Raw genomic sequence first — 24748 nt, 5'->3', positions numbered from 1 at the left:
ACCAAAGCAATTAAAGAAAGTACTACGGATCCTGAGAGTGGCTACTATGTGAAAGATGAACGAACAAAACAGTTTGCCTATTCATTCCATGCGGCCGCAGGCGGCAACGGTTTTGTATTGGGAACGATTGTAACACCTGGTAATACACATGATGACAGTCATATTTTGGAGCCACTTGTTGAGCAAGTGATTGAGAAAGTTGGAAAACCAGAAGCAGTTGCCGCAGATGCAGCTTATAAAACACCAACGATTACAAGCTACCTATTTAACAAAGAAATCACACCTGCTTTACCCTATACACATCTTCGTACAAAAGAAGGATTCTTTCGCAAACATGACTATGTTTACGATGAACACTTTGATTGTTACCTTTGCCCTTCGGGAGAAACTTTAAAGTACTCAACAACAAATAAAGAGGGCTATCGCGAGTACAAATCGCCAAAACAAATTTGTGCAACATGCTCATTTTTATCACGGTGTACGGAAAGCAAAGACCATCAAAAAGTAGTGACACGGCATATCTGGCAAGCATATGTGGAAGAAGCAGATCATCTGCGTCATCATCAAGAGGTAAAACCTATATATGCGAAACGCAAAGAAACGATTGAGCGTGTATTCGCAGATGCAAAAGAAAAGCATGGTATGCGTTGGACTACTTTAAGGGGACTTAAAAAATTGTCGATGCAGGCGATGCTTACTTTCGCTGCCATGAATGTAAAGAAGATGGCCACTTGGACATGGCAAGGTCCTAAAACGGCTTAACATAGTGGCTCGAAGAGCCCAAATCTCGTAACCTTTGGTCAAAATTTCAAAGGAATTTCAAAAGGGGTTCGGAATTTTTTAATTCCGAACCCCTTTTGTCTACAAACTGAGGCACCAAACTTCCTTTAGGGGAGGTTTGGTGCCTTTTCGCTTTACATTTCAGCTTCCACTTCCAAGGATGATTCTTGGCTGAATTGCTGCTTATCAAGGTCTCCCGTGATTTTACTTGTCAGGATACCTGAAGTCATGCTGCCGCTGACATTCACGGCCGTTCTTCCCATATCGATCAATGGCTCGACGGAAATCAACAGACCCGCCAAGGCGATTGGCAAGTTCATGGCCGATAAGACGAGGATGGCAGCGAAGGTTGCTCCTCCGCCTACTCCGGCAACTCCGAACGAGCTAATCGCTACAATCGCGATCAACATGGCAATGAAGGATGGCGTAAGCGGGTTGATGCCCACTGTTGGTGCGATCATGACCGCTAACATGGCCGGATAGATGCCGGCACAGCCGTTTTGCCCGATCGACAAGCCGAATGAGCCGGCAAAGTTGGCGATACCTTCGGAAACCCCTAGCTGTTTCTGTGTTTGGATGTTCAATGGCAGAGCACCTGCACTCGTTCTTGACGTGAAGGCAAATGACAATACAGGGAAGGCTTTCCTCATATATACCATTGGATTCAGCCCTGCAAGCGTGAGCAATAATAAATGGATGAGGAACATGACAATCAGGGCCGCATAAGAAGCTCCGACGAATTTCCCTAATTTCAGGATCGCGTCCAAATCACTTGTCGCTACCGTCTTCGTCATGATCGCCAAGATGCCGTATGGTGTCAAACGCAGGATCAGCGTTACGACGCGCATGGTGATGCTATGCAATGTATCTACTATTTTCGCGAAAAATTCAGCATGTTCCGGCTGCTTTCTTTTGACCCCTAAATAGGCCATACCAAGGAATGCAGCAAAAATCACGACGGAAATTGTTGATGTCGGACGAGCTCCTGTTAAATCGAGGAACGGATTTGCCGGGATCAACTCAAGGATTTGCTGTGGCATCGTTTTATCCTGAATGGTTCCGTATGTCTCGGATATTTGATCTCCGCGGCTTAACTCTGCTTCGCCTTGCTCGATTTGCACGGCCTCCAAGTTGAAGACAGTTGCCGAAGTGATTCCGACCGCTGCGGCAATCGCAGTGGTTCCAAGCAGGATTCCGATGATTAGCACACTGATCTTACCGATATTGCTCGTAAGCTTCAATCGTGTAAATGCGGACAAGATCGAGATGAAAACAAGCGGCATGACGATCATTTGCAGGAACTTTACATAGCCGGAGCCTACAATGTTAAACCAATCGACCGATTTAACGATTGCGTCTGACTGCGGTTCATAGAAATACTGTAAAAGAAGGCCGAACACAATACCTAATCCAAGGCCGGTAAAGACCCTTTTCGTGAAAGAGATGTGTTTCTTATTCATGTAGAATAAAACGCCTAAAAGAATGAGCATTATGGCAAGATTTAAAAACACGTAACCTATCATATATATTCCCCCTAATTCCGATTAACCTAATACGAATAATGAATATGATACAGCATCCCTTGCTTTTTTACCAGAAGAAAATTATATATTTTTGACTTTTCAAGTAATTCATGAATGGATCCCCATCCAGAGAAAGCTGGACAAGCTAGGGTGTAAATCTTCCATTATATAGTTCTCAGGAAGGATAAGCCGTTGGTTTTCTTGAATGATATAAAAGGCCCCATATGCTGCTTAGTGTTTTTTAGAAAGGGTGAAGGAATGATGGAGATATACATTGACAGGCTGAATGAAGAGGATGCAAATGAATTATATGCATTTGAGTGCAAGAATCGAGCGTTTTTCGAGCAAACGATTTCAAGCCGGGGGGATGATTATTATCACTTTGGTACGTTTATGATCCGGCATATGGAATTATTAAAAGAACAAGAGGATGCGATCTCCTCATGTTATTTAATTAAGGAAGACTCAGGAACGATCGTCGGCAGGATTAATCTTGTGGATATCGACACAATTAAAGGTACGGCTCAAGTCGGTTATCGAATCGGTGAAGCGTTTACGAAAAAGGGGGTGGCAAACGAGGCTTTACAGCTTTTGGTTAAGCTGGCACCGGAAATGAAGGTGACTCAGCTACATGCCAAAACGACAAACGTCAATATTGGCTCCCAAAAGGTATTGGCGAAGAATGGCTTTGAACGAATCTCCGTTAGTGAGGAAATCAGTGCGGATACCAGTGAAAAGCTAACACTCTACCATTTTAAAAGGAACCTATAATTCATTTTTAGCCGTTTAATGGACAGCCCACATGGACAAAAAAAGTTTTAGGAGATGCAATAATGAAAGAAATGATAGAATATTCAGAGTACCCAAGAACGAAGCAGTCGATTGCGGCGGATTTTCGAAAGCTGGGAGTGAAGCGGGGGATGACGATACTCGTCCATTCCTCCTTATCCTCGATAGGGTGGGTGAATGGGGGGGCGGTTGCGGTCATTCAAGCCTTGATGGAAGTTGTTACGGAAGAAGGAACCATCGTTATGCCTTCTCAATCCGTCGAACTATCCGACCCTGCAAGATGGGGAAATCCCCCTGTTCCACAATCCTGGTGGAAGGTTATTAAAGAAAGCATGCCTGCCTATGACCCTCGATATACCCCTGTTACTAGAGGATTGGGGCAAATCGCAGAATTGTTCAGGTCTTTCCCAGGAGTGGAAAGAAGTGAGCATCCGAACTATTCCTTTACAGCCTGGGGAAGGGATAAAGATAAAATCCTTTATCCGCACCCTTTGGAATTTGGGCTAGGTGAACGATCTCCATTAGGGAAGCTGTATGATCGTGAATCCTATGTTTTGCAATTAGGGGCCCAATTCGACAGTACGACGTGCTTCCACCTTGCTGAATATCGGATAGAATATAAAAAAGTGATAAGCTTGGGCGCTCCCGTGTTAGTGGAAGGGGAACGGGTTTGGAAGGAATATCAAGAACTTGAATTCAGGGAAGAGCTTTTTACGGAGGTTGGCGAATTTTACAAAAGAGAGTATGAAGTGAAAGAGGGATATGTGGGTTCAGCATGTTGCCGCCTTTTTTCCATCAAAGAGTCGGTGGATTATGCGGAGAAATGGTTCAATGAGTTTGATTCCAATCGGAATGCTGTGCGGGAAATCCAAGCGAGAAAGGATGGTATATTATGATAGAAGGTTTATATGAAGCGCATTTACCAGTCGAAGATTTGGAAGTTTCCATTCATTTTTATAAGAAAATAGGTTTGAAGCTTGCTTGGAGGGATGAAGAGACGGCCTTCTTTTGGATAGAGGAGAACAAAAGCTGGGTCGGTCTTTGGGAGGGAAAAGAATACAAAACCCCTTATCATCCCTCATTAAAGCATATCGCCTTTCGGGTAACTTATGAAAATATGAAACAGGCAATGGCTTGGCTCCAATCCTTGCAAATAGAAGTGGTACCTTTTGGAGGAAGGACATCCATCGAACCTTTTGTCCGTCCGCAACAAGGGAATGCTTCTGTCTACTTTCAAGATCCGGATGGCAATAGCTTGGAATTGATGTGTCCGGTTGAAGTCCCTGATGCGTATAAGCAGATGACCGACAAGCTTTCATTGGAAGAATGGGAGGAACTATTGCTCAGGTGATGGGATTCTTACATACAGGAAAAAAAGGAGAAATTTAGTATACGAGTATGAGCAATCAATACGGAAAGGCTGAAAGGCATAAAAGTGGACGTTAAACATTTTAAAGTGAACTTATTAACTCAAATGACCTTACTCATCATCTTCGTTGTTTTTATCAGTACCTTGCTTGTGAGCATTCTATTCTCTTCATTGCTGGAAGATATCGTTGAAAACTATGTGGGCAAGCAAGCAATGACCGTGGCCCAATTAGCGGCTCAAAACCCAAAGATCATCCAGGGATTCACGGAGGATCATCCATCGGATGTGATCCAGCCCGAATCGGAAAGGATCCGTCATACTACAGGTGCCGATTATGTAACCATTGCGAACCATAAGGGACTTCGCTACTCCCATCCAAATCCAGAATATATCGGGCAGCCTACGGCAACCAGTAATGATGCAGTATTCAATGAACACAAATCAATCATCTATCAAGGAAATGGAATTTCGGGACCGGCAATTAAGGCGAAGACACCTATCCTGAATGATAAAGGGGAGATCATCGGTGTTTCATCTGTAGGTTTTTTAGTGGAGAATGTGCAAAATCAACTATCCAATTATAAAATGAAAATCTTTCAATTGTCGCTGATCCCAATCCTGGCAGGAATCGTATGGGCCATAGTCATAGCTCGACGCTTAAAAAAACTTATATTAGGTTTAGAACCGGAGGAAATTTCTTTTTTGTATCAAGAAAGGGAAGCGGCACTTGATGCCATCCGGAATGCCACCATTACGATCAATATTGGAAAACAGGTTACTTCCATGAATAAAAGGGCACGTGAATTGTTCCCTGATCATCAGCTTATGGTGGGAAAGCGGATTGTGGATGGTCATTTAGCAAAACTCATCAAAAGTGTATTCAGCACAAAAGAGGGGAAGTTCAATCGCAAGGTACTTTTAGGGCAACAGCTGTATATTGTGGATTTGTCACCGATCTTAAATCATAATAACGTCAGGGGGGTCGTGTTAACAATAAGAACGGTATCCGAAATTGAACAATTAACGGAAGAATTTTCGGAAATCAAGGCCTTTTCAGAAAATATGCGGGCACAAAACCATGAGTTCTTAAACAAATTGAATACCATTTATGGATTGCTTAGCTTAAAACAGTATGATCGGGCATTGAACATCATCTCTTCTGAAGTGAGGGAGAGGCAGGATATCATATCGTTTCTTATGTCATCGGTTAAAGATCCTTTAATTGCAGCCTGTTTACTTGGGAAGAAAAACCGTTCAAAGGAATTGCAGGTTATGCTGGAAATAGATGAGGAAAGCAATTTAAACAGCACATTAAAGCCCGAGGATGCCCATCACTTGGTTTCCATTATTGGTAATGTAATTGATAATGCGATGGAGGCAGCCTGGCAACGGAATAAAAACAAGGGGAAGGTCAAAGTTTCATTTACGGATTTAGGGAATGAAATTATATTTGATATTGAGGATAACGGCCTTGGCATCCCGCAAGGAATGGAAGATATTATTTTTACAAATGGATATACGACGAAGACGGGGGAAAATCATGGAATCGGTTTGGCCATTGTAAAAAATTCCATTGACCTTTTAAGCAGTCAAATTTATATTGACCGCAGTAACTTGGGCGGAGCGAGATTTACGATTGCCTTACCGAAGGATACAAAAGCATGAATGGAGGCGCCTGCATGTCCAAAGGACCGATTACAGTTGTCATTGTGGAAGATGACGAAAATGCAGTGAACATATATAAACATTTCACCAATCAACTAGATCAATTCACTGTCATTGCCACCGCCAGTACAGGCAAGCAGGCATTAAACATATTGGATGTTGCCCAACCGGACTTGATTTTATTGGACATCTTTTTACCGGATATGAATGGAATTGAGCTTCTCCGGGAAATCAGGAGCGAGTACCGGGGGATTGACGTAATCCTGATCACCGCCGCGAATGATACCGAAACAGTCAGCGAGGCGATCAGGGGCGGGGCTTTTGGTTATCTTATAAAACCGATCATTATCGATAAGCTGCTTGCAACGCTCAATCAATACGAGCAGACGAGAAAGCAGCTGGAGAATAATAACTTGGTAAATCAAGAGAAAGTGGATACTCTTTTTCGGACCCCAAGTCATTCACCTACAGCCAATGATGTTCAAATGAATACTCTTCCCAAGGGAATTGACAAGCATACTTTGAAAATGGTCAGAAATAAGATTCAAAACGTCAATGGCCCTTTAAATGCTGATGAACTAGGTCAACTCGTTGGCATCAGTTATTCCACCATGCGTAGGTACTTGGAGTATCTGGTTTCCTGCAATGAAATGGAAGTCGAAGTATTGTATGGAGGTGTGGGACGGCCTGAGAGAAAATATAAGCTAAAAAACCGCTAATGAAGGAACTCGCTTTCCTCCTTAGCGGTTTTTCATTTTCAGGCGTGAAAAAAATGATTAAAACTCCATTTATGAAAAAAACTCTAATTATTTCCTTTATATGTGAAGAATGCGTAATGGATGATAGTCTCTAAAGAAAGCGCTATCACGTTTGACTATCGAAGGGAGTTTGAAGATGTTAACCATTTTAGGATTTTCCATGATTGCCGTATTCATGTATTTAATTATGTCGAAGCGACTATCTGCACTAGTGGCGATAATGCTCGTGCCAATCATATTTGGAGTGATTGGAGGATTTTTGACTGAACTGGGACCGATGATGCAGGATGGTGTTGAAGGGATCGCTTCAACAGCCATCATGATTTTATTCGCCATATTATATTTTGGAATAATGATAGACTCTGGTTTGTTTGATCCCCTTATTTCTAAAATATTGAAAATAGTAAAAGGGGATCCCTTGAAAATAGTATTGGGAACATCCATTCTCTCCATGACCGTCGCCTTGGATGGGGATGGGACCACTACCTACATCATTACTGTTTCGGCACTATTGCCCCTTTATAAACGCCTGGGAATGAACAAATTGATTTTAGCCACCGTAGCCATGTTATCCATGGGTGTAATGAACATGACACCGTGGGGGGGAGCCTCTGCCATGGCCATGGCTTCTTTGAATCTTGACGCATCTGAATTATTCTTGCCAATGATTCCTGTCATGGGCTTTGGCCTCATTTGGGTTCTTATTGCAGCCTTTATATTGGGTAAAATGGAACGAAAGAGATTGGGCGTAATAGAGATCGAGCATAATCACACGAAAGCTAATTCCGAGATAGCTGCAACAACCGTTTCCCGTGATTATCGCCGCCCGAAATTGGTCTGGTTCAATTTCATTTTAACGGTCGTGCTGATGGCATCATTAATCATTGATTTCATGTCTTTGACCATTTTATTCATGGTTGCGTTCGCCATTGCGTTAGTGGTCAATTATCCTGATTTGAAAGATCAGCAGGATCGAATCGCCGTCCACTCGAAAAATGCATTGGCCGTCGTGTCAATTGTCATCGCAGCCGGGATTTTTACCGGTATCATGTCCGGAACGAAAATGATCGATGCAATGGCCATTACTTTGGTCTCGCTGATCCCAGAACCGTTGGGGCCGTTTTTACCGGTCATAGTAGCATATGCCAGTGCCCCATTCACGTTCTTTATGTCGAATAATGCATTCTATTTTGGTGTGCTGCCCATTATCGCACAAGCCGCTGATGCTTATGGGATCAGCGCGGCGGAAATAGGGCGTGCTTCCTTGATCGGTCAGCCGATACACGTACTGAGTCCTTTGGTGGCGGCAGCACATTTGCTGATCGGTTTGGTTGGAACGGACTTCAGGGATATCCAGCGGTTCGCGATAAAGTGGGCATTGGGGACTGTCACTGTCATGACCATAGCTGCGATAATCATCGGAGTCATTTAGTGAAAAGGGAATGTAGCCGTATCTTACGGCCAAAGGTACTGATAATGGGAGGGTTTCTTAATGTGGATCATCACACTCTATAAAAGCAGAGGTATCGTCATGTATGAATTTGAAACGGAACAAGCCGCACGGGAGGTTTATTGTAACATTGAAGGGGATAGGATTCTATCAGAGGTTATTTACTTTAATGATCCAGGTGTAGCATAAAAGATTGGGTAAGAAGCATAATGATCGATGAATGGTCGTTGCAAAAGTGCGGGTCAAACACAAACCAAACAGCAAATTCACACCCCGAAATAAGCTAAGGCTTTATTGGGGTTTTCCCATTTTTTACGACGGTGTTACTAATGATTTTCGCGGTTGCCCCGGCCAAGGTTCATGACTGTATCCAATCTCGCATCATGTAAAGATTGCTGGGGCAGGAGGGGATCTAAACAATTCACGCCGGCTGTTAACTGATGATCACCAAGTTCAGGCAAGGAGATATTTATGGCTTCACCGGGGCGAAAAGGACCTTTTGAATAGTGCCGATTTGATGGTGGCCGCCCAAACATGCATCGATTCCAAAATATAGGGATCAGTAAGTGGTATTTTTTTTCGTTCAAAGTATTTTTCAAATTAAGGGCGTGGACAGGTTCTGATAGTGTTCCAAAGACATGATAAGGGACTTGTTTTTCCTTTAACATCGTTCCTACTAAAGGTCCGAATGAATCTCCTGTGGAACGATCTGAACCAATACATAAAAAGACCATCTCTTGAGGGTGCGACTGATTGATTCCTGCGATTCGAGAAGACATCTCAGGCACTTCTGCTTCTCCATCCCTTTCCAATATGTATGGGGTGCAATCGTGTATTTCTTCTTTTGGCTTCCTTTTTTTCCTTCCGTTAAAAGGATACATGCCCGCACCCCTTTCCCCATTTACTAAAGAACCGTGACATCTTGATCAAGATTATATATTCCCCCAAAAAGATCCAGGGTAAAGGATAAAGCGATCAGTTATGGAAAAGCACGGCCAGAATTAAACATTCTTGCCCTTGAATGCCGAACTTTGCTCGCTGCTTTTGTGAGTAGGAAGAAAAAGCTTCCTTTTCCCATTTGACCCTCACGTTGCGTAATACTTTAAAGTAAAAGATACGAAAGGAGGTAAGACACAGTGGCAATGAAAGTGAAAGAACTTGCTGATTTAGTGGGCATCAGTGTGCGGACCTTGCATTATTATGATGAAATCGGGTTATTATCGCCAGAGGAAACAACCGATTCCGGTTATCGGCTATATTCCGATGAAAATTTGGAGATGCTGCAGCAAATCCTGTTTTTCAGGGAACTTGACATGCCTTTGAAGGAAATCAAACAAATGATAAGCAGCGCCTCGTTTAATAAGCAGGAAGCGTTGAGACAGCATCAAAAAATGCTTATAGAGAAGCGCAGTCAGCTGGATAAATTGATCCATACGGTAGATAAGACGATCAAGCATATGAAAGGGGAAATCCAAATGACGGATAAAGAAAAATTTGAAGGGTTCGACTTCAGTCATAATCCATATGAACAGGAAGCCCGCAAGCAATGGGGCGATGAAGCTGTCGATGAATCGAATGCAAGAGTGGCGGGGCTGTCCAAAGATGCCCAAAAAGCCGTTTCGGACATATATACAAAACTTGCGTCCATCCGGGCGGCCTCTCCTCAGTCAGAAGAGGCACAGGCAGCTATTAAGGAATGGTATGACTGCTTGAACCATAACTTCGGCAAATATTCCCTTGACGCTTTCAAAGGATTAGGGCAAATGTACGTCGATGACCAACGCTTCACGAAAAATATCGACCAATATGGTGATGGCTTAGCCCAGTTCATGTGTGAGGCGATGGCACATTTTGCCGACGTTAATCAAAAGTAGGGGTTCCTTGACCAGAAGACGAAAAAGCGGCGGAAGTCCACAAGCTTCCGCCGCTTTTTTGTACAGTCCATTATATTCTTGTATCTGGGATGATTTGTGTCGATGCTTCGAATAGGTCTTCCCGTTTTCCTGTTAAAGGCGGATAAATGACCGCTTGATTGATATTCATTTTTATTTTTTTCGCTTCTTCCCCTTGATATTGCGGAATGCGGTCCCAGCCATTCGTAAATAGGGCACCCCATGGACCTAAATCAAGGCAAGTGACATATTGTTCCTGCTTGTAGGGGATCCCCTCGATGCCGAGTAAGTCGCAGACAACGTTATGGCCAGCGACTTTTCCTTGAGGCATGGCATGCTGGCAGGTCATCAAGGCTGCATGATTTTCATCCGTCATTGCAAGAGCTGTATCTCCGGCGGTGAAGACGGAAGACATTCCTTTCACTTTCAAATTTGCATCGACTGGCATGCGTCCCAATTCATCCTTCTCTACAGGGAAATCTGCCGCCAACGGACTTGCCTTAACACCTGCTGACCAAATGGCCGTTAATGCCGGAATCCGTCCGCCTGATTGTAAAGTCACTCCTTCTGAATCTATCGAACTCACTGTTTCATTTACATAGATTTCAATATTCATATCGCGTAAAGCTTCTTCAACGATTGGGCGTGAATGTTCCCCCATGTCAGGTGCTACGGAAGATGTTCTTTGCACGAGGATAACTCTTACATCCGCTTCTTTATTTTCCTGCTTAGCCACTTTTTTCAGGCGGGCCGTCATTTCCGAGGCAATCTCAATTCCTGTAAAACCAGCACCCACAACCACCGCGGTATATTTGCCTTCAACTTTATCCGAGTCAACCAACCCATTGATATGATCATCAAGTTTGAGCGCCTCCTGATATGTATCCGTGGAAAAAGCATAATCACGTAATCCAGCGAGATCAGGAAGCACCAATTGACTGCCGGCCGCAAAGACCAAACGGTCATATGCAAGATCCATCTGCTCGTCTTTTTGATGGACAGACACTTTTTGTCCTTTGGTATCGATTTTACCGACTTCTCCTTCAATGAAGCGAACTCCAACCGGATCCAGGACCTGGCTTAAAGGGATTCTCAAATTTTGTGGATTCTGTTCGTAAAAGCGCGGACGGACGCCAAAATAAGGATCCCGGTTTATTAAAACCACTTCCACTTCCGTACGTTCCATTTGTCGTTCGTGCAATTGTCGTGCTGCACTAATTGCACTCCATACACCTGCAAAGCCTCCACCAATAATCACGATTCGTTTCATCAAAAATTCCTCCTTTTAATTATATATATAATAGATAATTGTTATCTGTAATTAGGGGTAAAAAAATGTGAGGAGCGTAGCATTGGAACGAAGGTTCCGCTGCTACCATTATCGCCGGTTCAATGCTTCCCGAAACCAGTTGACTCCCTCTTCGTGTTGGCCCTTCTGTTTGGATAGTATCGTTTCATTCAACCAGGCAATCGTTTTACTCTTGAGATGATCGCGCATCAATTCCTCAGCTTCGAGCATGACTACATTGATTGTACAAGGTGCACAGTTCTTGGGATCAGTTTCCTTTCCTTCAAGCAAGATACACTTTTGCCTTATTTCTGCACATTGGAAAAAAGGCTGGGTTCCCTCGATGGCTGCGATAACCTCCCAAAAATTAATCTTGCTCGGTTGTTTCGCTAATTCATAGCCGCCTTTAACACCGGGCATGGAACGAACGATACCTGCCTTTTTCAATTTTGTGAAAATCTTCGAAAGGTATGTTTCGGAAACGCCTTGAAATGTTGCAAATTCCTTAACTCCAATCGTTGTCCCCGAAGGAGTGTCAACAAAGTAAGTCAGGCAATGAAGCGCATATTCCACTCCTATACTGAATTGCAAAAAAAACAACCTCCTAATTACAGATACGGTTTATCTATAAATGAATGTACTTGATTTTGTGATTCCTGTCAAATGAAAAAGGGGATCAAAGAAATGATCCCTTTTCCACTTTGTCATCCTTTTTTTAGCAAATGAACGATTTCCTGCGCTTTTTCCAACTCCACGCCCTCAATGAGACCGTTGTTTTTCCGCACAGCCGTACCGAAATGATAGTAATCGGTATTCAATTCGGAAGATATCGAAAGGATGTTATCCTTATTCAGCCCGCTTCCGACCAATATCGCCATGTTGCCAGAGACGCTTTTCATCCGCTGAATCGTCTGCATGCGACTTGGGAGATCGCCGTGTCCTCCGGAGGTCAAAATCGTTGTAATTTCAGGATACCGAGCTAACATTTCCGCTGATCGGACGGGGTCTGGCGTATCATCGATGGCTCGGTGAAACGTGATCTCCAAGCCGGCACATTCCGCTATCAGCTCCTCAAGGTATGTTTGATTGATTTCATTTCCTTCATTTAAAACACCCAGTACGACTCCATTCGCTCCGAGGGAACGAATGATCCGGATATCATTTTTCATGATTTCCAGGTCTCTTTCTGAATAAGAAAATGATTGGCTATGCGGCCTTACCATCACGTTGACTGGAATGTTTACAGCACGGACGGCAGCTTCAACCAAGGCGTGACTCGGAGTTACGCCTCCCTCCGTTAAAGAACTGACCAGCTCGATGCGATCTGCCCCCGCTTTTTCGATTAAAATAACGTCTTCAATGGTAGTGGCAATGAATTCTATGTACATGGATTGGATTTTCCTTTCCTGGCTCGCTTTATGTATAAGATAATTAAAACCATTAAAAATCGTAATGTCAATCGGCCCAAAATTTATTCATGAAATATGAAACGAAATGAACATTCAAACGTATAAAAACAGAACAAATGAAAGGGAAAGACGGATGCAACGCATAGTCATTAACGGACTATCATCATGACGGAGGTTATTTAATTGAATAAAGAAGGTAAGGAAGTAACGAAATCAAGGTTTTATAAATTAGGAATGGGCTTCTTGATCATTTCCCTGCTCACCTGGATCATTCCGGTAATCGCACCTTTTACCCCATTATCGGCTGCGGCCAAGGCAGGAGTCATAACCGGGGCTATCGTATTCGCGGAAGTCATGTTTTGGGCAGGGGCGCTATTGGTCGGCAAAGAAGTGGCTGCTAAATATAAAAGTTATCTAAACCCGAAAAATTGGCGAAAAGAAAAAGGGTGAATACGGAGTGTAGGGAAGAGTGAACGATGGAACGTATTCAAAGCGGTTGGAAAGGAGTAACCATTGGATGGCTGATTGAAAGGTCTCTGAGAGGTGGGAATGTTTGAAAAAAGAGGGGGGACTCCCCTCGAATACGGCAACCAGTGATATCAAGTTTCTAGTAATAACAATCTAGCGATTTCCATTCTTTGTTGTAATAATCTCTATTTATATTGAATCATGTCCTCTTCCAAATCAATCAAATCCCTCTTTGCCAATCCATAATCTGCATCATAGCCTTTATAGAAGAGCCCTCTTTTATTAGGTTCTGGAAGTGAAAACCACAAAATGGTGGCAATTAGAAATAAAACTGGTGAAAACCACATTGCTATGGATAAACTGGAATGCTCACTGATTAACACCACCATGAAGGGACCCATCAGTGCTATGATTTTGCCTCCAAAAAATAGAGAGGCACCCATACTTCTGAGCCGTTCAGGGAATAATTCAGTAAATAAGCTTCCCCATGCAATTTGGCTCGCATTTGCTAAATTAAAGAGAGAGCCTACCAGAGATAATAGGGTGATATTGGAAGGAACCAAAAAATATAGTGAGATGGATACGGGTACTAATAGAAAGCCAAAGGCATTAAAAATACGACCCAATCGGTCTGATAGATAACCCCATATTAGTCCACTGACTGTACCTATTGTAGCGCCAGATGCTAAAATGACTCCAATATTAGTAGCATCAAATCCTCGAACCTCCCTTAGGTATACGGTAAGGAAGCCGCCAAAAAACTGTATTCCCAGAAAATTAAAGGCTGAAATTAAAGCACATGTAATTGTTAAACGCCTGTATTTTCCACTGAACATCTCGGTCCATGTCCCTTTTTGTATCTCGGAAATGTCTGGCTCCCGTTTATCATTATTACCATACGGGGTATATTTGTTCTCATCCGGAACGAAGAAAAACATAAAAATAGCAATCACTACTGGAGGGAAAGCACCTAACCATAAGATTTTTTCCCAACCTGTTTCCGACAGATAGGCACCGTATGCGCCCATCACTACCCCAGAAAAAGCAAAGAGGCTCTCTGCAATAGCATATACTCTTCCTCTTAAAGAAGATTTGAAAAGTCCCACCATTGAAGATACAGCTATGGTGTAATAGCCCCCCAAGGAGACCCCGATTAAAAATCGCATAAGGCACCAAATAGGATAATTAATAATGGACATATTAATGATGGTACAAATACCGCTAATGGCAGTGACGATGATCAAAGTAGTTTTTTTTCCAGCCCTTTGTGAAAACCATGCACTGAAAACAGCACCAATAAAACAACCTAACGATTGAAATGTGTAAAAAAGAGAAGACTGCTTTAATGATATCCCATAGTTTTCGACCAGGAAGGGCTTCACATAGTCAACCACGGTGAAATTATAACAGTAGAAAAAATATCCCAGTAAGATAAGGAAATATCCTAGCAATCTCTTTGAGAGGTTCAACTGGCTCATATGCCTTCTATTTTTAAAATCTACTGAATTCATCTTTTTCCTCCTTAGTATCATTACAATATAGAGAATGAAAATTAGCTTAAGGTTCATTTATACATAATGGATTGGATTGAGTTAAAGGCTTAGGTTGCAAAATAATTAGAAAAGATAAACCTATAAAAGATAACCAAATAGATTATAAAAATAGAACAGAATAACTATTGCAGTATTCTGGAAAAAAGGCTATTTAAAAGCATCAGCGTGTTATTCGGAGCTTGTAACGCGCTGATGCTAAAGAAAATCAGTAAGTATGATCTGATGAAAGTTCACCATAATAGGGATTGGATCATATGCAATATTTAATTAAGCCGTACAAACCTGTTTGATCCATTCCCCGCTGTACATGGTATTTTCATATAGGATTCGCCATTTACCTTCAATGAATCTTACTGTAGACATACTTAGACCCAATGATTTCTTGTTTTCAAGCGATTTCCCGGTTGGTGCCCCGAACTTACTGTAGCCTAAGTTCGTACCATCAAGATAGAAATGTCGCCATAATTTATAGCCGCCATGGCCATCCGGAACCGCAAACGCATCCGTAAATGTTAATTCAAGATCTGGAAAGGCAGCTAGCAACTCTGTGGTATCTTGAACAACCGCCCCTGCCCCGACAAGTTTATGGCCGTTCTCCCTAATAACAGAAACATCATTCGCATAGATATCATAAATGCTTCCCAACCACTTATAATTATATATAAGCAAGGTATACTGTTTAAAATACTCCACAATGCTCTCTTCATCCGTGATCGTCATATTGTTTATTTTGGCTTCAATCGCTTTCATTTCATCATATAGTTGATCTGATTTATACATTTTTTTAGTCTCCTTTATTCTTTTCTATTTATCCCTTTACAAGTATTTCTTCCTTCACTTCTAATTCACCGTTAGGAGCCTGATTTTCTTCTGGCAATGGATGCTCTTGAATTTTCTCAATCGAGCTTGACCTGATTCCTTTTAATATACGATCCATTGTTTCAGTACTTCGAGTGCCCCATTCTTCCACCACTCTCCATCTTCCATTCACGTTTTTTATTAAACATTCACATAAATCTACACATTCATGTGGAGGAAGAGAAGTTCCATTTCCTCGGCCATATTTGCTTATTCCGGTGTTCGTACCTGCAAAATGCACAGCTTGCCCAAATCTAAAACCTTCTTCTGGATTTCCTACCCCATGAATCCCATAGAACTTAAACTCCATATCCGGGAAAGCGGCGAGACATGCAAGTGTATCTTGGACAACTTGGTCAATTCCGATAAGGTCATTTCCTCCTTCACGATGAATGATCATGTCGTCATAATAAAAGTCGTAAATCCTTCCAACCTGTTTATACTTCCAAATTAGATGAGTATATGCTTCAAACAACTCACATACTTGTTCAGCGGTCTCGAACTTACAATTATCCACGATATATTCCAATCTTTTTCTTTCATTTACTATTTTGTCGACGTTCATACCCTTACCTCCAAGTAATGAAATTTTTTATTTAAACACATATTTACTTTTCTCTATGCGATCAAATACATCAATGCCGATTTGTAACAGAAAATCAACCATATCGATAAACACCCAGTTTTCGACGAGAAGATTGTCCTCTCTCCGGTAAAAGTCCATTACACGCATGGTAATCTTTTTATTGGTAGCCGGCAGACCAAGCCAACCATCTCCCGTATGAGTTGCGTAAATGCTGGGCCATCCGACAAAAGAGCAAAATTTCCCTTCTGCGTAACGTGTAATATGGTTTCCACCTAAATAATCCGGAATCCCTTCGCAGAAAGGGCCTTGGTGATAATCCATGAATCCTTTCAAACCCCGGGTGGTACCTGTACCGCCGGGACCATACCACATGAAGTCTTTGTGAAAATAGAGTTCCATTCCCATGTCATCTTTGCCTTTTTCGCGATAGTCATCCCGCAGTCCTTTGTAAATCATATCTTCCACCAGATTTAGTGTACGGGAAGACTCGGCTTCATCACATTCACTCAATAAAATTCCATCATGGCTAGCTGGTCCTGGATTGACAATCTCAGCACCCAAGGATGAGATGAACTTAAAGCCGGCCTGCCTCATTAAATCCAATAAATCAACAATAATACGTGTTTCCACTATTTTTCCGTCTTTCATTTTATGGAACTCCCCAAACCGTAACCAAACCGCTCCTTTAGTCGCTGGAATGTTGAGATAATCCTCTTCGAAAGTCCCTACAAAGTGGCCCGATGTGGAGACCCATTCACCCTCGGCTTCACTAAAGGAGCCAGAGAGCAGCAGAAAATCATTTTTCTCTAAATCCGGAAAAGATTTCAAAAGTGGTTTATAGAAACTCTCACTAATACTTTCTAACCCGTTTAGTTGGTTAATTGGATGTGGGCCATACCAAACCGCATCTTCATGAAAATACGTACTTAGAAGTTCATCGATGTTATCAACATTGGCTTGATGAAAGGATTTTGAAAAATTGTGTATGTTCCTTTTGTTTTTATTTCTTTCTTGAGTAAGGGGGATCATCTTAATCACTCCAATTTTTTATTTTTATTAAGGTAGAACTGTATATTGATTTACACTGCACTGAATGTTTGAATACGCATTCAATTTAGTGTAAATAAATAAAGAACCCAGAATTCTTCTAGAATTTGATATTGGAAAAATTAATAGCTTGCTATTCAAGTTGTATTTTAAGTTTAAAGTTTGAATTTTGTCAATAAAAATAATTTTCTGATTTTTTTGTTCTTTTAGTGTAGACACTTCGTAAATAATTTATTATGATGTTGCTTATAAACTCTGATAATAAAGGGTTAAGATTGAATTGCACTGTCCTTTTTAGGAATACATATGTCTTTTAGGAGAAACGGCATTTTAGTTTTCCAGGATTGTGGCAATACGATTTAATTGAAACGCTTTCACAGGCCATTGGGCTAAAGGCTGGAAGCAAGAGAGGAGTTTTCACGGTTGGGGAAGGGAGTGTGAAGCAAAAAAATCACTGTTTTGAGTATTTGCAAGATGGCTAGTGTTGCTCATTTTGCTTTCAAGGCAATAAGGCGATTCTAAGCTAATCTAAAGAATGGGGGACAAAGTATGATTTATTGAAAAACCCTATATGTTGGAGTGAATTTTGAATACGTATTCAAAACAAAATTTCGTTGATTCAGATCTCGCCTTCAGTGGCCGATGGCGATATGTTCCTAAGCTACTCAACCTTCAATGAAACATCTCTTCTTTAGACGAGTGGTAGTCTAATTTTCCTTCTTGATACGAATAATTCCTTTAATGCGGGACCCTTCCCCTAATTGATAGGGGGAAATTACAAAATATTACAAAGGTTGAACGCTGATACGCCATATTTGGATGAATCTCTTATTGGTAAAGAGTGCTTTATATTTTTTCGATTACCTCACAAATTAAAAGGGGAATAGGCATGAAAATATTGAATAGAGATAATTTTAGTTTTGCCGGCATGCAAAGTTTTTATTGGGCAGGTTTCTGTATCCTCTTTGCTTATTTGACTCCCTATATGTATAGTCTCGGTTATAGCAACACACAAGTAGGGGTTTTGGCCGCTTCAATTTCAGTTGCAAGTATTATCGGCCAGCCAGTATGCGGCTATATGTGTGACCGGCTCCGGACAGTCAAGCATGTCATGGTTTTCTGTTTAGCTTTAAGTGCAGTCTTAACAGTCTTGTTTTTATTTGTCGGGAAGTCATTTGGGATGCTTTTAATTCTTAGTACCATCATTTCTTTTATATTTCAGGCATTATATCCATTAATAGATAGTTGGACAGTTACTGCCCGTTTGAAAAATTCAACTATTAACTATGGGTTAACGAGAGGAATTGGTTCGCTTGGATATGCGTTTACCGCAGCGGTAGCAGGGATCATATTTGATCATTATGGTTACAAATGGATGTTTTATTTATTCATTCTAACTGCATGTATTACGATTCTATGTGCTCTTTTCCCTCAAGACATTAAGCCAACTAGTAAAGATGATGATGAACAGGGCCAACTGAAAATGAAAGATCTTAAACAACTTTTGCTTAATAAGGAGTATTTTGGATTTGTATTAATCATGACTATCCTTTATATCGCCTATAAAGCAAATTCTACATTTTTGCCTGCACTTATGACAAAAGTTGGAGGGACAAATGCAGATCTTGGTCTCGCTTGGTCCATTTTAGGTTTAAGTGAAGTGCCATTTATTCTAATTTCGGGCTTACTGCTTAAGAAATTTAAAGATACGAGTATCATATTTATTGCCATGATCTTTTTTATTCTTAGGGTGGGGCTGCCTATATTTGCAACCAATCCGACACAATTAATCTGGATGACTGCCCTCCAAGGCCTTTCCTATGGCTTATTTCTACCGGCTTCTGTTTACTATATTTCTAGAATTGTACCTAAGCATTTAACTAATTCCGCCCAAACCTTTGCAGTTGCATTGTATTCGGGGCTTGGAATTGCAATTGCAGGAATATTAGGAGGATGGATTGCAGATTCATTTGGCATCTATTCCGTTTATAAAATCGGGGGGATCGTGGTGATTATCATGACACTCACTTACAGGATCATGCTAAATCTATTGAAGAAGAAAGGGGAATTACATGAAGTGAGACCGACAAACGTCGGTTTGGGTGATGCGGACCTAAAACAACATTTATAATTTCATTACTTAACACACCGATAATGAACGTTTAAATATAATCAAAGGAGCGAGTAAAGTGAAGGATATTTTAACGATTCCAAGACCGGAATACCCAAGACCACAGTTGGTGCGCCCTGATTGGGTTAATTTAAATGGAGAGTGGGCTTTTGAAATTGATCATGGAAAGAGCGGAAAAGAGCGAAATTGGTTCAACGCTAACCAGAAATTCACACATAAAATCAATGTCCCCTTTTGCCCAGAAAGTAGGTTGTCTGGAATTGAGTATACAGACTTTATGGCAGCGGTTTGGTATAAGCGGAGCTTCACTATACCTTCTTCATGGAATGATAAACGCATACTTTTACACTTTGGTGCAGTGGATTATGACACAGAGGTATGGGTCAATGGTCAGTCAGTTGGTACCCATCGTGGTGGATACACTCCATTCTCGTTTGATATTACAACGTATATCCAGTCAGGCACTAATATTGTTACTGTTTGTGCAGAAGACGATGTTCGTTCCGGATTACAGCCACGGGGGAAGCAGTGTGATTCTTATAATTCCTGGGGATGTGACTATACAAGAACCACAGGAATTTGGCAAACAGTCTGGGTGGAATGTGTACCACGAGCAGGATACATTTCTTCCGTGAAAATATCACCAGATCTTGCGAACGAATGTGTACACGTAGAAGCGAAAATAAATGGCGAAAGCAATAGATCATGGAGCTTTACTTCCGCAGTTGCCTACGAACAAAAACAAGTAGGCAGTCAGCAGGCTGTGGTTTCAGGACAAAGAGCAAGGGTAACCATTCCAATTTCTGATATTCATGCATGGGAACCAGGGAACGCTCATTTATATGACTTACATTTAACATTACTTTACGATGACCAAAAAGTAGATGAAGTGCAAAGTTACTTTGGCTTGCGGAGTGTTGCCTTGGATGGCATGGCATTTAAGATCAATGATAAATCCGTCTTTCAACGATTGGTGCTTGATCAAGGTTTTTATCCGGATGGGATTTATACGGCTCCGACCGACGAGGATTTAAGAAATGACATTGAGCTTTCCATGAAGCTGGGATTCAATGGAGCGCGCCTACATGAAAAAGTGTTTGAACCTCGTTTTCTATACTGGGCTGACAAACTGGGATATTTGGTATGGGGTGAGTATGCTAACTGGCTTTTTGACATAACAACAGCTACGGGATTAGAGAGGGTTCTGCCAGAATGGATGGAGGCAATGGAGAGAGATATAAATCACCCTTCTATTATTGGATGGTGCCCGTTTAACGAAACATGGGATAAGAACGGAACAAAGCAAAATGACGAGGTAGTTCGCATTGTTTATAATGTTACGAAACAATTGGACCCAACACGCCCCGTTATTGATGCAAGTGGGTTCTATCATGTCAGCACAGATATTTTCGATGTTCATGACTATGATCAAAACCCTGAAACATTTAAGAAACGGTACGAACCAATGAGGGAAGGAGGGAATGTTCATGTACCTTTTCCCGATCGTCAAAGATATGAAGGTCAGCCTTACTTCGTCAGTGAATTTGGCGGAATCTGGTGGGATCCGCTTGCTAAGAATGAGAAGTCGTGGGGTTATGGGGAACGCCCAAGTACAGAAGAAGAATTTTTCACTCGTTATGAAGGCTTAGTATCGGTTCTGCTTGATAACCCGAATATTTTTGGATTTTGTTATACGCAGCTATATGATGTAGAACAGGAAACAAATGGCCTTTATACGTACGATAGAAAGATAAAGTTTGAGCAGTCGGTAATTCAAAATATTAATAGCCGTGCGGCAGCCATTGAGAGCCCTCTCATGAAACCATCGAAGCCTGCCGTAAAGTCTTGATGATTTATAACTCTCAGCAGAATTGGATGGAGAAGCAGATTTTATGGGGAAGATCATTATTTGAATTTTCGATGAGATGATTGTATTTTAATTGCTTGTTTAAGCTTATGGCCATTTTTAACAAAATCCCGTTCTATTGATATGGTCAGGTTTAGGATATTCCTTTCTTTGTACAAGAAAATGAGCCTGTGGATTTATACGCTTAGGAAGGGAAAGGAATGGGATAAGAATAATGAAAGGAAAAATAATGGAAAGGAAACTATTGACATTAAAAATGAATATCGATCCTACGAATATTTGTTGGCAATATGAACGAGGTTAATAGACTATATTGGACAGATTACAATGAATGGTTTTGTCAGTGATCACTTCGATATTGTAAAGACTGGATCCTCATAATCACTCATGGTATATGGGAAGGGAGATTCATAGGTCGTATATATGACACCTATAACAATGGAAGCATTGTGTCGAGTGGGGACAAAAATGTCACAGATGATGTGGTAGCAAATACATGTGCAGCGCATTTTGCATTTCCTGACAGAAAGATAGTACCGGAGCTGCTATATGGTCAGGTAATGTCTAGAGGGTTTCTTACATCACATCGGTCGATCTCCAATCCGAAGGATACTGGAAAAAGCAGTTTGGGACCTGCTACGGGAAAAAAGGTATTTTTTTAGGGGAATTGCTGACTGCTTCAGGATAAGCGAGCATGGGAGGGGAAATCAACCCCACCGCATTACTTGGTGAAGAGAAACAAATTATGTGAAACAGCCTGGTTTTTAAATGTATTAAAAGGATGAACTGGATGAAAGCATCAGTAAGCTGATCAAGCAAATCTTCAGCGGCTGATCGACGCCAAATGGAGCCCCGCCAAAACTTTTTAGGTTTTGGCGGGGCTTTTTCTTATTGGATTTAAGTACAATGGCCTGTCCGATACCATTCGAAGTGATGGCCTAATGGCTTGTTTTCTCCGGTATATTTCCTTTTGGTCGCCTTTTTGCACTGAATTCCTCATAGGGATATATACTTTGTCTGGTAAGTGAAATCGAGAAAAACCCGATACATACTGGACTGCAAGGGAGGCAGGCCAGCATCCGTCATCTCATTTCCTTAATTAGGGAATTTATCACTTGTAAAAATATGACAAAATCGTAAGATGAACAGTGTGTAAATTTTGTAAAGGAGATGAGTGAAACTATGAAAAAGATGGTTTTATGTTTTTCATTAGTAGCCGCTTTCTTAGTCGCTTTCGGCACTCTGGATTCAATTTCCGGCAGGGCGTCAGCAGAAACCCACAACTATGATGGAAAAAGTCCTTATTATAATGATTGTGCCGATAGTGCCGTGACCAAAAAGTCTGTGAAGATCAATGCGAATGGCGCTACTGCCGATTTGGAGCTGAAATTCAGTAACACCTGCAAAACCGCTTGGGCGAAGATCACGCTCAGCAGGCCGGCTAAAGCGGATGGTGAAGCGACTGCATTGGTTGTCCGCAGCACCGATAATAAGCAATATAGCTGTGCTTCTCCCGGAGGAAATGGTGAGATCAACAAAGGGCAAACGACCTGCTATACCCCCATGGTATATGATTTAGACCCGCGAAAAGCGAAAGCGGTCGGTTATTGGCCGTATACAGCGGGGGAAACAGGCTGGTATTAATGATTTTTGATTCGCGGAAAGGATGAAGGAATTGAATAAAATGAGAACGATCGGGTTATCGCTATTGATGACCGTATCACTATTCATGCTGGATTTCTTGGTCATCGGTAATGATCAAGCATTGGCTGAAACCCATAGTTATGATGGCAAAAGCCCTAACTATAATGGTTGTGCAAATTCGGCGGTAACGAAGGATAAAGTATGGATCGATTCCGTTTCATACGTAGAATTGAAATTCAGCACAACTTGTAAAACGGCCTGGGCGAAAGTGACTGTCACCCGTCCAGCCGTCTATAATCATGAAGCGGATGCCAGAATCGTCCGCAGCACGGATGGGAAGGCCTACACGTGCGAAAGCGCAGAAGGCAATGGCGTGGTGAATAAGGGTCAGACATCTTGTTATACACCAATGGTCTATGGCCTGGACCCAAGAAAAGCCCAGGCCCAAGGGATACACGCGATCCCTAATAGCGATGCGTATAATAAAGCGGTGACCATCTGGTTTTAGGGGCAGCAAACGGCATGAAAGCATCCGAATGATCGGATGCTCAGTTTGTAGACAAAAGGGGTTCGGAATTAAAAAATTCCGAACCCCTTTTGAAATTCCTTTGAAATTTTGATCAAAGGTTACGAGATTTGGGCTCTTCGAGCCACTATGTTAAGCCATTTTAGGACCTTGCCATGTCCAAGTGGCCATCTTCTTTACATTCATGGCAGCGAAAGTAAGCATCGCCTGCATCGACAATTTTTTAAGTCCCCTTAAAGTAGTCCAACGCATACCATGCTTTTCTTTTGCATCTGCGAATACACGCTCAATCGTCTCTTTGCGTTTCGCATATATAGGTTTTACCTCTTGATGATGACGCAGATGATCTGCTTCTTCCACATATGCTTGCCAGATATGCCGTGTCACTACTTTTTGATGGTCTTTGCTTTCCGTACACCGTGATAAAAATGAGCATGTTGCACAAATTTGTTTGGGCGATTTGTACTCGCGATAGCCCTCTTTATTTGTTGTTGAGTACTTTAAAGTTTCTCCCGAAGGGCAAAGGTAACCGTAAACATAGTCATGTTTGCGAAAGAATCCTTCTTTTGTACGAGGACGTGTATAGGGTAAAGGCAGGTGTGATTTCTTTGTTAAATAGGTAGCTTGTAATCGCTGGTGTTTTATAAGCTGCATCTGCGGCAACTGCTTCTGGTTTTCCAACTTTCTCAATCACTTGCTCAACAAGTGGCTCCAAAATATGACTGTCATGTGTATTACCAGGTGTTACAATCGTTCCCAATACAAAACCGTTGCCGTCTGCGGCCGCATGGAATGAATAGGCAAACTGTTTTGTTCGTTCATCTTTCACATAGTAGCCACTCTCAGGATCCGTAGTACTTTCTTTAATTGCTTTGGTTTCTTCCTTATCAAATTTATCTGGTGGAAAAGGCTTCTTTCCGTGGTTTTCACGATCTTGATTGATTTCTTCTTGAAGACGTCCTTGATACGCTCGTGTTTCTTTACGAACGATTTTCTTTTCAAATTTCCGTTTATTCGCACTGGCTTTCACATGTGTGGAATCCACGAAAACGTGTTCTACACTTATTAACTTTTTATTAGCAGCTGTCATTAAAATGCGACAGAAAATCTGTTCAAACAGGTCTGTATCTTTAAAGCGTCGCTCA

23 protein-coding genes and 1 pseudogene are annotated in these 24748 nt (G+C 41.7%); 14 read left to right on the top strand and 10 right to left on the bottom strand.

Features of this window, described 5'->3' with window-relative positions:
- On the top strand, positions 1-762 hold a 762-nt coding region (locus AS888_RS11770; RefSeq protein ID WP_155645468.1), incomplete at its 5' end, for a transposase.
- Positions 763-914: 152 nt separating this feature from the next.
- Here AS888_RS11770 and AS888_RS11765 read toward each other — a convergent pair.
- Positions 915-2303 (bottom strand): L-cystine transporter, encoded by a 1389-nt coding sequence (locus tag AS888_RS11765; RefSeq protein WP_061142348.1) that lies wholly within the window; start codon positions 2301-2303, stop codon positions 915-917.
- A gap of 261 nt (positions 2304-2564) precedes the next feature.
- On the opposite strand from AS888_RS11765, the gene AS888_RS11760 reads away from it, so the two are divergent.
- From AS888_RS11760 to AS888_RS26150, 7 genes are all read left to right on the top strand, one after another.
- Positions 2565-3074 (top strand): GNAT family N-acetyltransferase, encoded by a 510-nt coding sequence (locus tag AS888_RS11760; protein ID WP_061142351.1) that lies wholly within the window; start codon positions 2565-2567, stop codon positions 3072-3074.
- Positions 3075-3136: 62 nt separating this feature from the next.
- The gene (locus tag AS888_RS11755) at positions 3137-3988 is read left to right on the top strand and encodes an AAC(3) family N-acetyltransferase (protein WP_061142347.1); all 852 of its coding nucleotides are present in this window, start codon (positions 3137-3139) and stop codon (positions 3986-3988) included.
- Positions 3985-4443: a VOC family protein gene (locus AS888_RS11750; protein ID WP_061142346.1), complete on the top strand. Its 459-nt coding sequence runs from the start codon at positions 3985-3987 to the stop codon at positions 4441-4443. Before AS888_RS11755 ends, AS888_RS11750 begins: the two co-directional genes overlap by 4 nt.
- 105 nt (positions 4444-4548) lie before the next feature.
- A complete protein-coding gene (locus AS888_RS11745) occupies positions 4549-6126 on the top strand; it encodes an ATP-binding protein (protein WP_260320189.1) in 1578 nt (525 codons plus the stop codon).
- A gap of 14 nt (positions 6127-6140) precedes the next feature.
- The gene (locus AS888_RS11740) at positions 6141-6845 is read left to right on the top strand and encodes a response regulator (RefSeq protein WP_061142344.1); all 705 of its coding nucleotides are present in this window, start codon (positions 6141-6143) and stop codon (positions 6843-6845) included.
- A 175-nt stretch (positions 6846-7020) separates the two neighbouring features.
- Complete coding sequence (locus tag AS888_RS11735) at positions 7021-8316, top strand: CitMHS family transporter (protein WP_061142343.1); 1296 nt, start codon at positions 7021-7023, stop codon at positions 8314-8316.
- Between the two features lie 60 nt (positions 8317-8376).
- Positions 8377-8523: a hypothetical protein gene (locus tag AS888_RS26150; RefSeq protein WP_185113077.1), complete on the top strand. Its 147-nt coding sequence runs from the start codon at positions 8377-8379 to the stop codon at positions 8521-8523.
- A gap of 137 nt (positions 8524-8660) precedes the next feature.
- Here AS888_RS26150 and yyaC read toward each other — a convergent pair whose 3' ends face one another.
- Positions 8661-9113, bottom strand: coding sequence for a spore protease YyaC (gene yyaC, locus AS888_RS11730; protein ID WP_221408599.1), 453 nt, complete (start codon positions 9111-9113; stop codon positions 8661-8663).
- A gap of 357 nt (positions 9114-9470) precedes the next feature.
- On the opposite strand from yyaC, the gene AS888_RS11725 reads away from it, so the two are divergent.
- The gene (locus tag AS888_RS11725) at positions 9471-10208 is read left to right on the top strand and encodes a MerR family transcriptional regulator (RefSeq protein ID WP_061142342.1); all 738 of its coding nucleotides are present in this window, start codon (positions 9471-9473) and stop codon (positions 10206-10208) included.
- A gap of 70 nt (positions 10209-10278) precedes the next feature.
- Here AS888_RS11725 and AS888_RS11720 read toward each other — a convergent pair whose 3' ends face one another.
- The 3 genes from AS888_RS11720 to AS888_RS11710 all read right to left on the bottom strand — a co-directional run bounded on the left by AS888_RS11720 (position 10279) and on the right by AS888_RS11710 (position 12902).
- Positions 10279-11496 carry an NAD(P)/FAD-dependent oxidoreductase gene (locus AS888_RS11720; RefSeq protein ID WP_061142341.1) on the bottom strand — a complete coding sequence of 406 codons (1218 nt, stop codon included), beginning with the start codon at positions 11494-11496 and terminating at the stop codon, positions 10279-10281.
- 108 nt (positions 11497-11604) lie between these two features.
- On the bottom strand, positions 11605-12105 hold the full coding sequence (locus AS888_RS11715; protein WP_061142340.1) for an RrF2 family transcriptional regulator: 501 nt from the start codon (positions 12103-12105) through the stop codon (positions 11605-11607).
- 113 nt (positions 12106-12218) lie between these two features.
- Positions 12219-12902, bottom strand: a complete 684-nt coding sequence (locus AS888_RS11710; RefSeq protein ID WP_061142339.1) for a copper homeostasis protein CutC — start codon at positions 12900-12902, stop codon at positions 12219-12221.
- Positions 12903-13106: 204 nt separating this feature from the next.
- Here AS888_RS11710 and AS888_RS11705 point away from each other — a divergent pair, with 204 nt between their 5' ends.
- The gene (locus tag AS888_RS11705; protein ID WP_311316477.1) at positions 13107-13373 is read left to right on the top strand and encodes a transporter suffix domain-containing protein; all 267 of its coding nucleotides are present in this window, start codon (positions 13107-13109) and stop codon (positions 13371-13373) included.
- 203 nt (positions 13374-13576) lie between these two features.
- Here AS888_RS11705 and AS888_RS11700 read toward each other — a convergent pair whose 3' ends face one another.
- The 4 genes from AS888_RS11700 to AS888_RS11685 all read right to left on the bottom strand — a co-directional run bounded on the left by AS888_RS11700 (position 13577) and on the right by AS888_RS11685 (position 17417).
- Positions 13577-14902 carry an MFS transporter gene (locus AS888_RS11700; RefSeq protein WP_061142338.1) on the bottom strand — a complete coding sequence of 442 codons (1326 nt, stop codon included), beginning with the start codon at positions 14900-14902 and terminating at the stop codon, positions 13577-13579.
- A 309-nt stretch (positions 14903-15211) separates the two neighbouring features.
- Positions 15212-15724: a hypothetical protein gene (locus AS888_RS11695; RefSeq protein ID WP_061142337.1), complete on the bottom strand. Its 513-nt coding sequence runs from the start codon at positions 15722-15724 to the stop codon at positions 15212-15214.
- A gap of 28 nt (positions 15725-15752) precedes the next feature.
- Positions 15753-16367, bottom strand: a complete 615-nt coding sequence (locus AS888_RS11690) for a hypothetical protein (RefSeq protein ID WP_061142336.1) — start codon at positions 16365-16367, stop codon at positions 15753-15755.
- A gap of 27 nt (positions 16368-16394) precedes the next feature.
- Positions 16395-17417 carry an ester cyclase gene (locus tag AS888_RS11685; RefSeq protein ID WP_061142335.1) on the bottom strand — a complete coding sequence of 341 codons (1023 nt, stop codon included), beginning with the start codon at positions 17415-17417 and terminating at the stop codon, positions 16395-16397.
- A gap of 907 nt (positions 17418-18324) precedes the next feature.
- On the opposite strand from AS888_RS11685, the gene AS888_RS11680 reads away from it, so the two are divergent.
- The 4 genes from AS888_RS11680 to AS888_RS11665 all read left to right on the top strand — a co-directional run bounded on the left by AS888_RS11680 (position 18325) and on the right by AS888_RS11665 (position 23585).
- Positions 18325-19566, top strand: a complete 1242-nt coding sequence (locus AS888_RS11680) for an MFS transporter (protein ID WP_061142334.1) — start codon at positions 18325-18327, stop codon at positions 19564-19566.
- 58 nt (positions 19567-19624) lie between these two features.
- Positions 19625-21415: a glycoside hydrolase family 2 protein gene (locus tag AS888_RS11675; protein WP_260320188.1), complete on the top strand. Its 1791-nt coding sequence runs from the start codon at positions 19625-19627 to the stop codon at positions 21413-21415.
- A 1200-nt stretch (positions 21416-22615) separates the two neighbouring features.
- On the top strand, positions 22616-23077 hold the full coding sequence (locus AS888_RS11670) for a YjfA family protein (protein WP_081092409.1): 462 nt from the start codon (positions 22616-22618) through the stop codon (positions 23075-23077).
- Between the two features lie 22 nt (positions 23078-23099).
- Entirely contained in the window at positions 23100-23585 is a 486-nt protein-coding gene (locus AS888_RS11665) for a DUF2690 domain-containing protein (RefSeq protein WP_061142332.1), read from the top strand.
- Between the two features lie 150 nt (positions 23586-23735).
- Here the strand turns inward: AS888_RS11665 and AS888_RS11660 are convergent.
- Positions 23736-24748 (bottom strand): annotated as a pseudogene (locus AS888_RS11660) (IS1182 family transposase); the annotation flags it as partial.

Origin of the sequence: Peribacillus simplex (genome assembly GCF_001542915.1) — a bacterium.
Lineage (GTDB): Bacteria > Bacillota > Bacilli > Bacillales > DSM-1321 > Peribacillus > Peribacillus simplex_B.
This window is presented reverse-complemented; position numbering and strand designations above follow the sequence as displayed.

Excerpts from the sequence above, each read along its gene's own strand:
- AS888_RS11765 (WP_061142348.1), bottom strand. The coding sequence starts at position 2,303 with ATGATAGGTTACGTGTTTTTAAATCTTGCCATAATGCTCATTCTTTTA.
- AS888_RS11760 (WP_061142351.1), top strand. The coding sequence starts at position 2,565 with ATGGAGATATACATTGACAGGCTGAATGAAGAGGATGCAAATGAATTA.
- AS888_RS11755 (WP_061142347.1), top strand. The coding sequence starts at position 3,137 with ATGAAAGAAATGATAGAATATTCAGAGTACCCAAGAACGAAGCAGTCG.
- AS888_RS11750 (WP_061142346.1), top strand. The coding sequence starts at position 3,985 with ATGATAGAAGGTTTATATGAAGCGCATTTACCAGTCGAAGATTTGGAA.
- AS888_RS11740 (WP_061142344.1), top strand. The coding sequence starts at position 6,141 with ATGTCCAAAGGACCGATTACAGTTGTCATTGTGGAAGATGACGAAAAT.
- AS888_RS11735 (WP_061142343.1), top strand. The coding sequence starts at position 7,021 with ATGTTAACCATTTTAGGATTTTCCATGATTGCCGTATTCATGTATTTA.
- AS888_RS26150 (WP_185113077.1), top strand. The coding sequence starts at position 8,377 with ATGTGGATCATCACACTCTATAAAAGCAGAGGTATCGTCATGTATGAA.
- yyaC (WP_221408599.1), bottom strand. The coding sequence starts at position 9,113 with ATGTCTTCTCGAATCGCAGGAATCAATCAGTCGCACCCTCAAGAGATG.
- AS888_RS11720 (WP_061142341.1), bottom strand. The coding sequence starts at position 11,496 with ATGAAACGAATCGTGATTATTGGTGGAGGCTTTGCAGGTGTATGGAGT.
- AS888_RS11710 (WP_061142339.1), bottom strand. The coding sequence starts at position 12,902 with ATGTACATAGAATTCATTGCCACTACCATTGAAGACGTTATTTTAATC.
- AS888_RS11700 (WP_061142338.1), bottom strand. The coding sequence starts at position 14,902 with ATGAATTCAGTAGATTTTAAAAATAGAAGGCATATGAGCCAGTTGAAC.
- AS888_RS11695 (WP_061142337.1), bottom strand. The coding sequence starts at position 15,724 with ATGTATAAATCAGATCAACTATATGATGAAATGAAAGCGATTGAAGCC.
- AS888_RS11690 (WP_061142336.1), bottom strand. The coding sequence starts at position 16,367 with ATGAACGTCGACAAAATAGTAAATGAAAGAAAAAGATTGGAATATATC.
- AS888_RS11685 (WP_061142335.1), bottom strand. The coding sequence starts at position 17,417 with ATGATCCCCCTTACTCAAGAAAGAAATAAAAACAAAAGGAACATACAC.
- AS888_RS11680 (WP_061142334.1), top strand. The coding sequence starts at position 18,325 with ATGAAAATATTGAATAGAGATAATTTTAGTTTTGCCGGCATGCAAAGT.
- AS888_RS11670 (WP_081092409.1), top strand. The coding sequence starts at position 22,616 with ATGAAAAAGATGGTTTTATGTTTTTCATTAGTAGCCGCTTTCTTAGTC.
- AS888_RS11665 (WP_061142332.1), top strand. The coding sequence starts at position 23,100 with ATGAAGGAATTGAATAAAATGAGAACGATCGGGTTATCGCTATTGATG.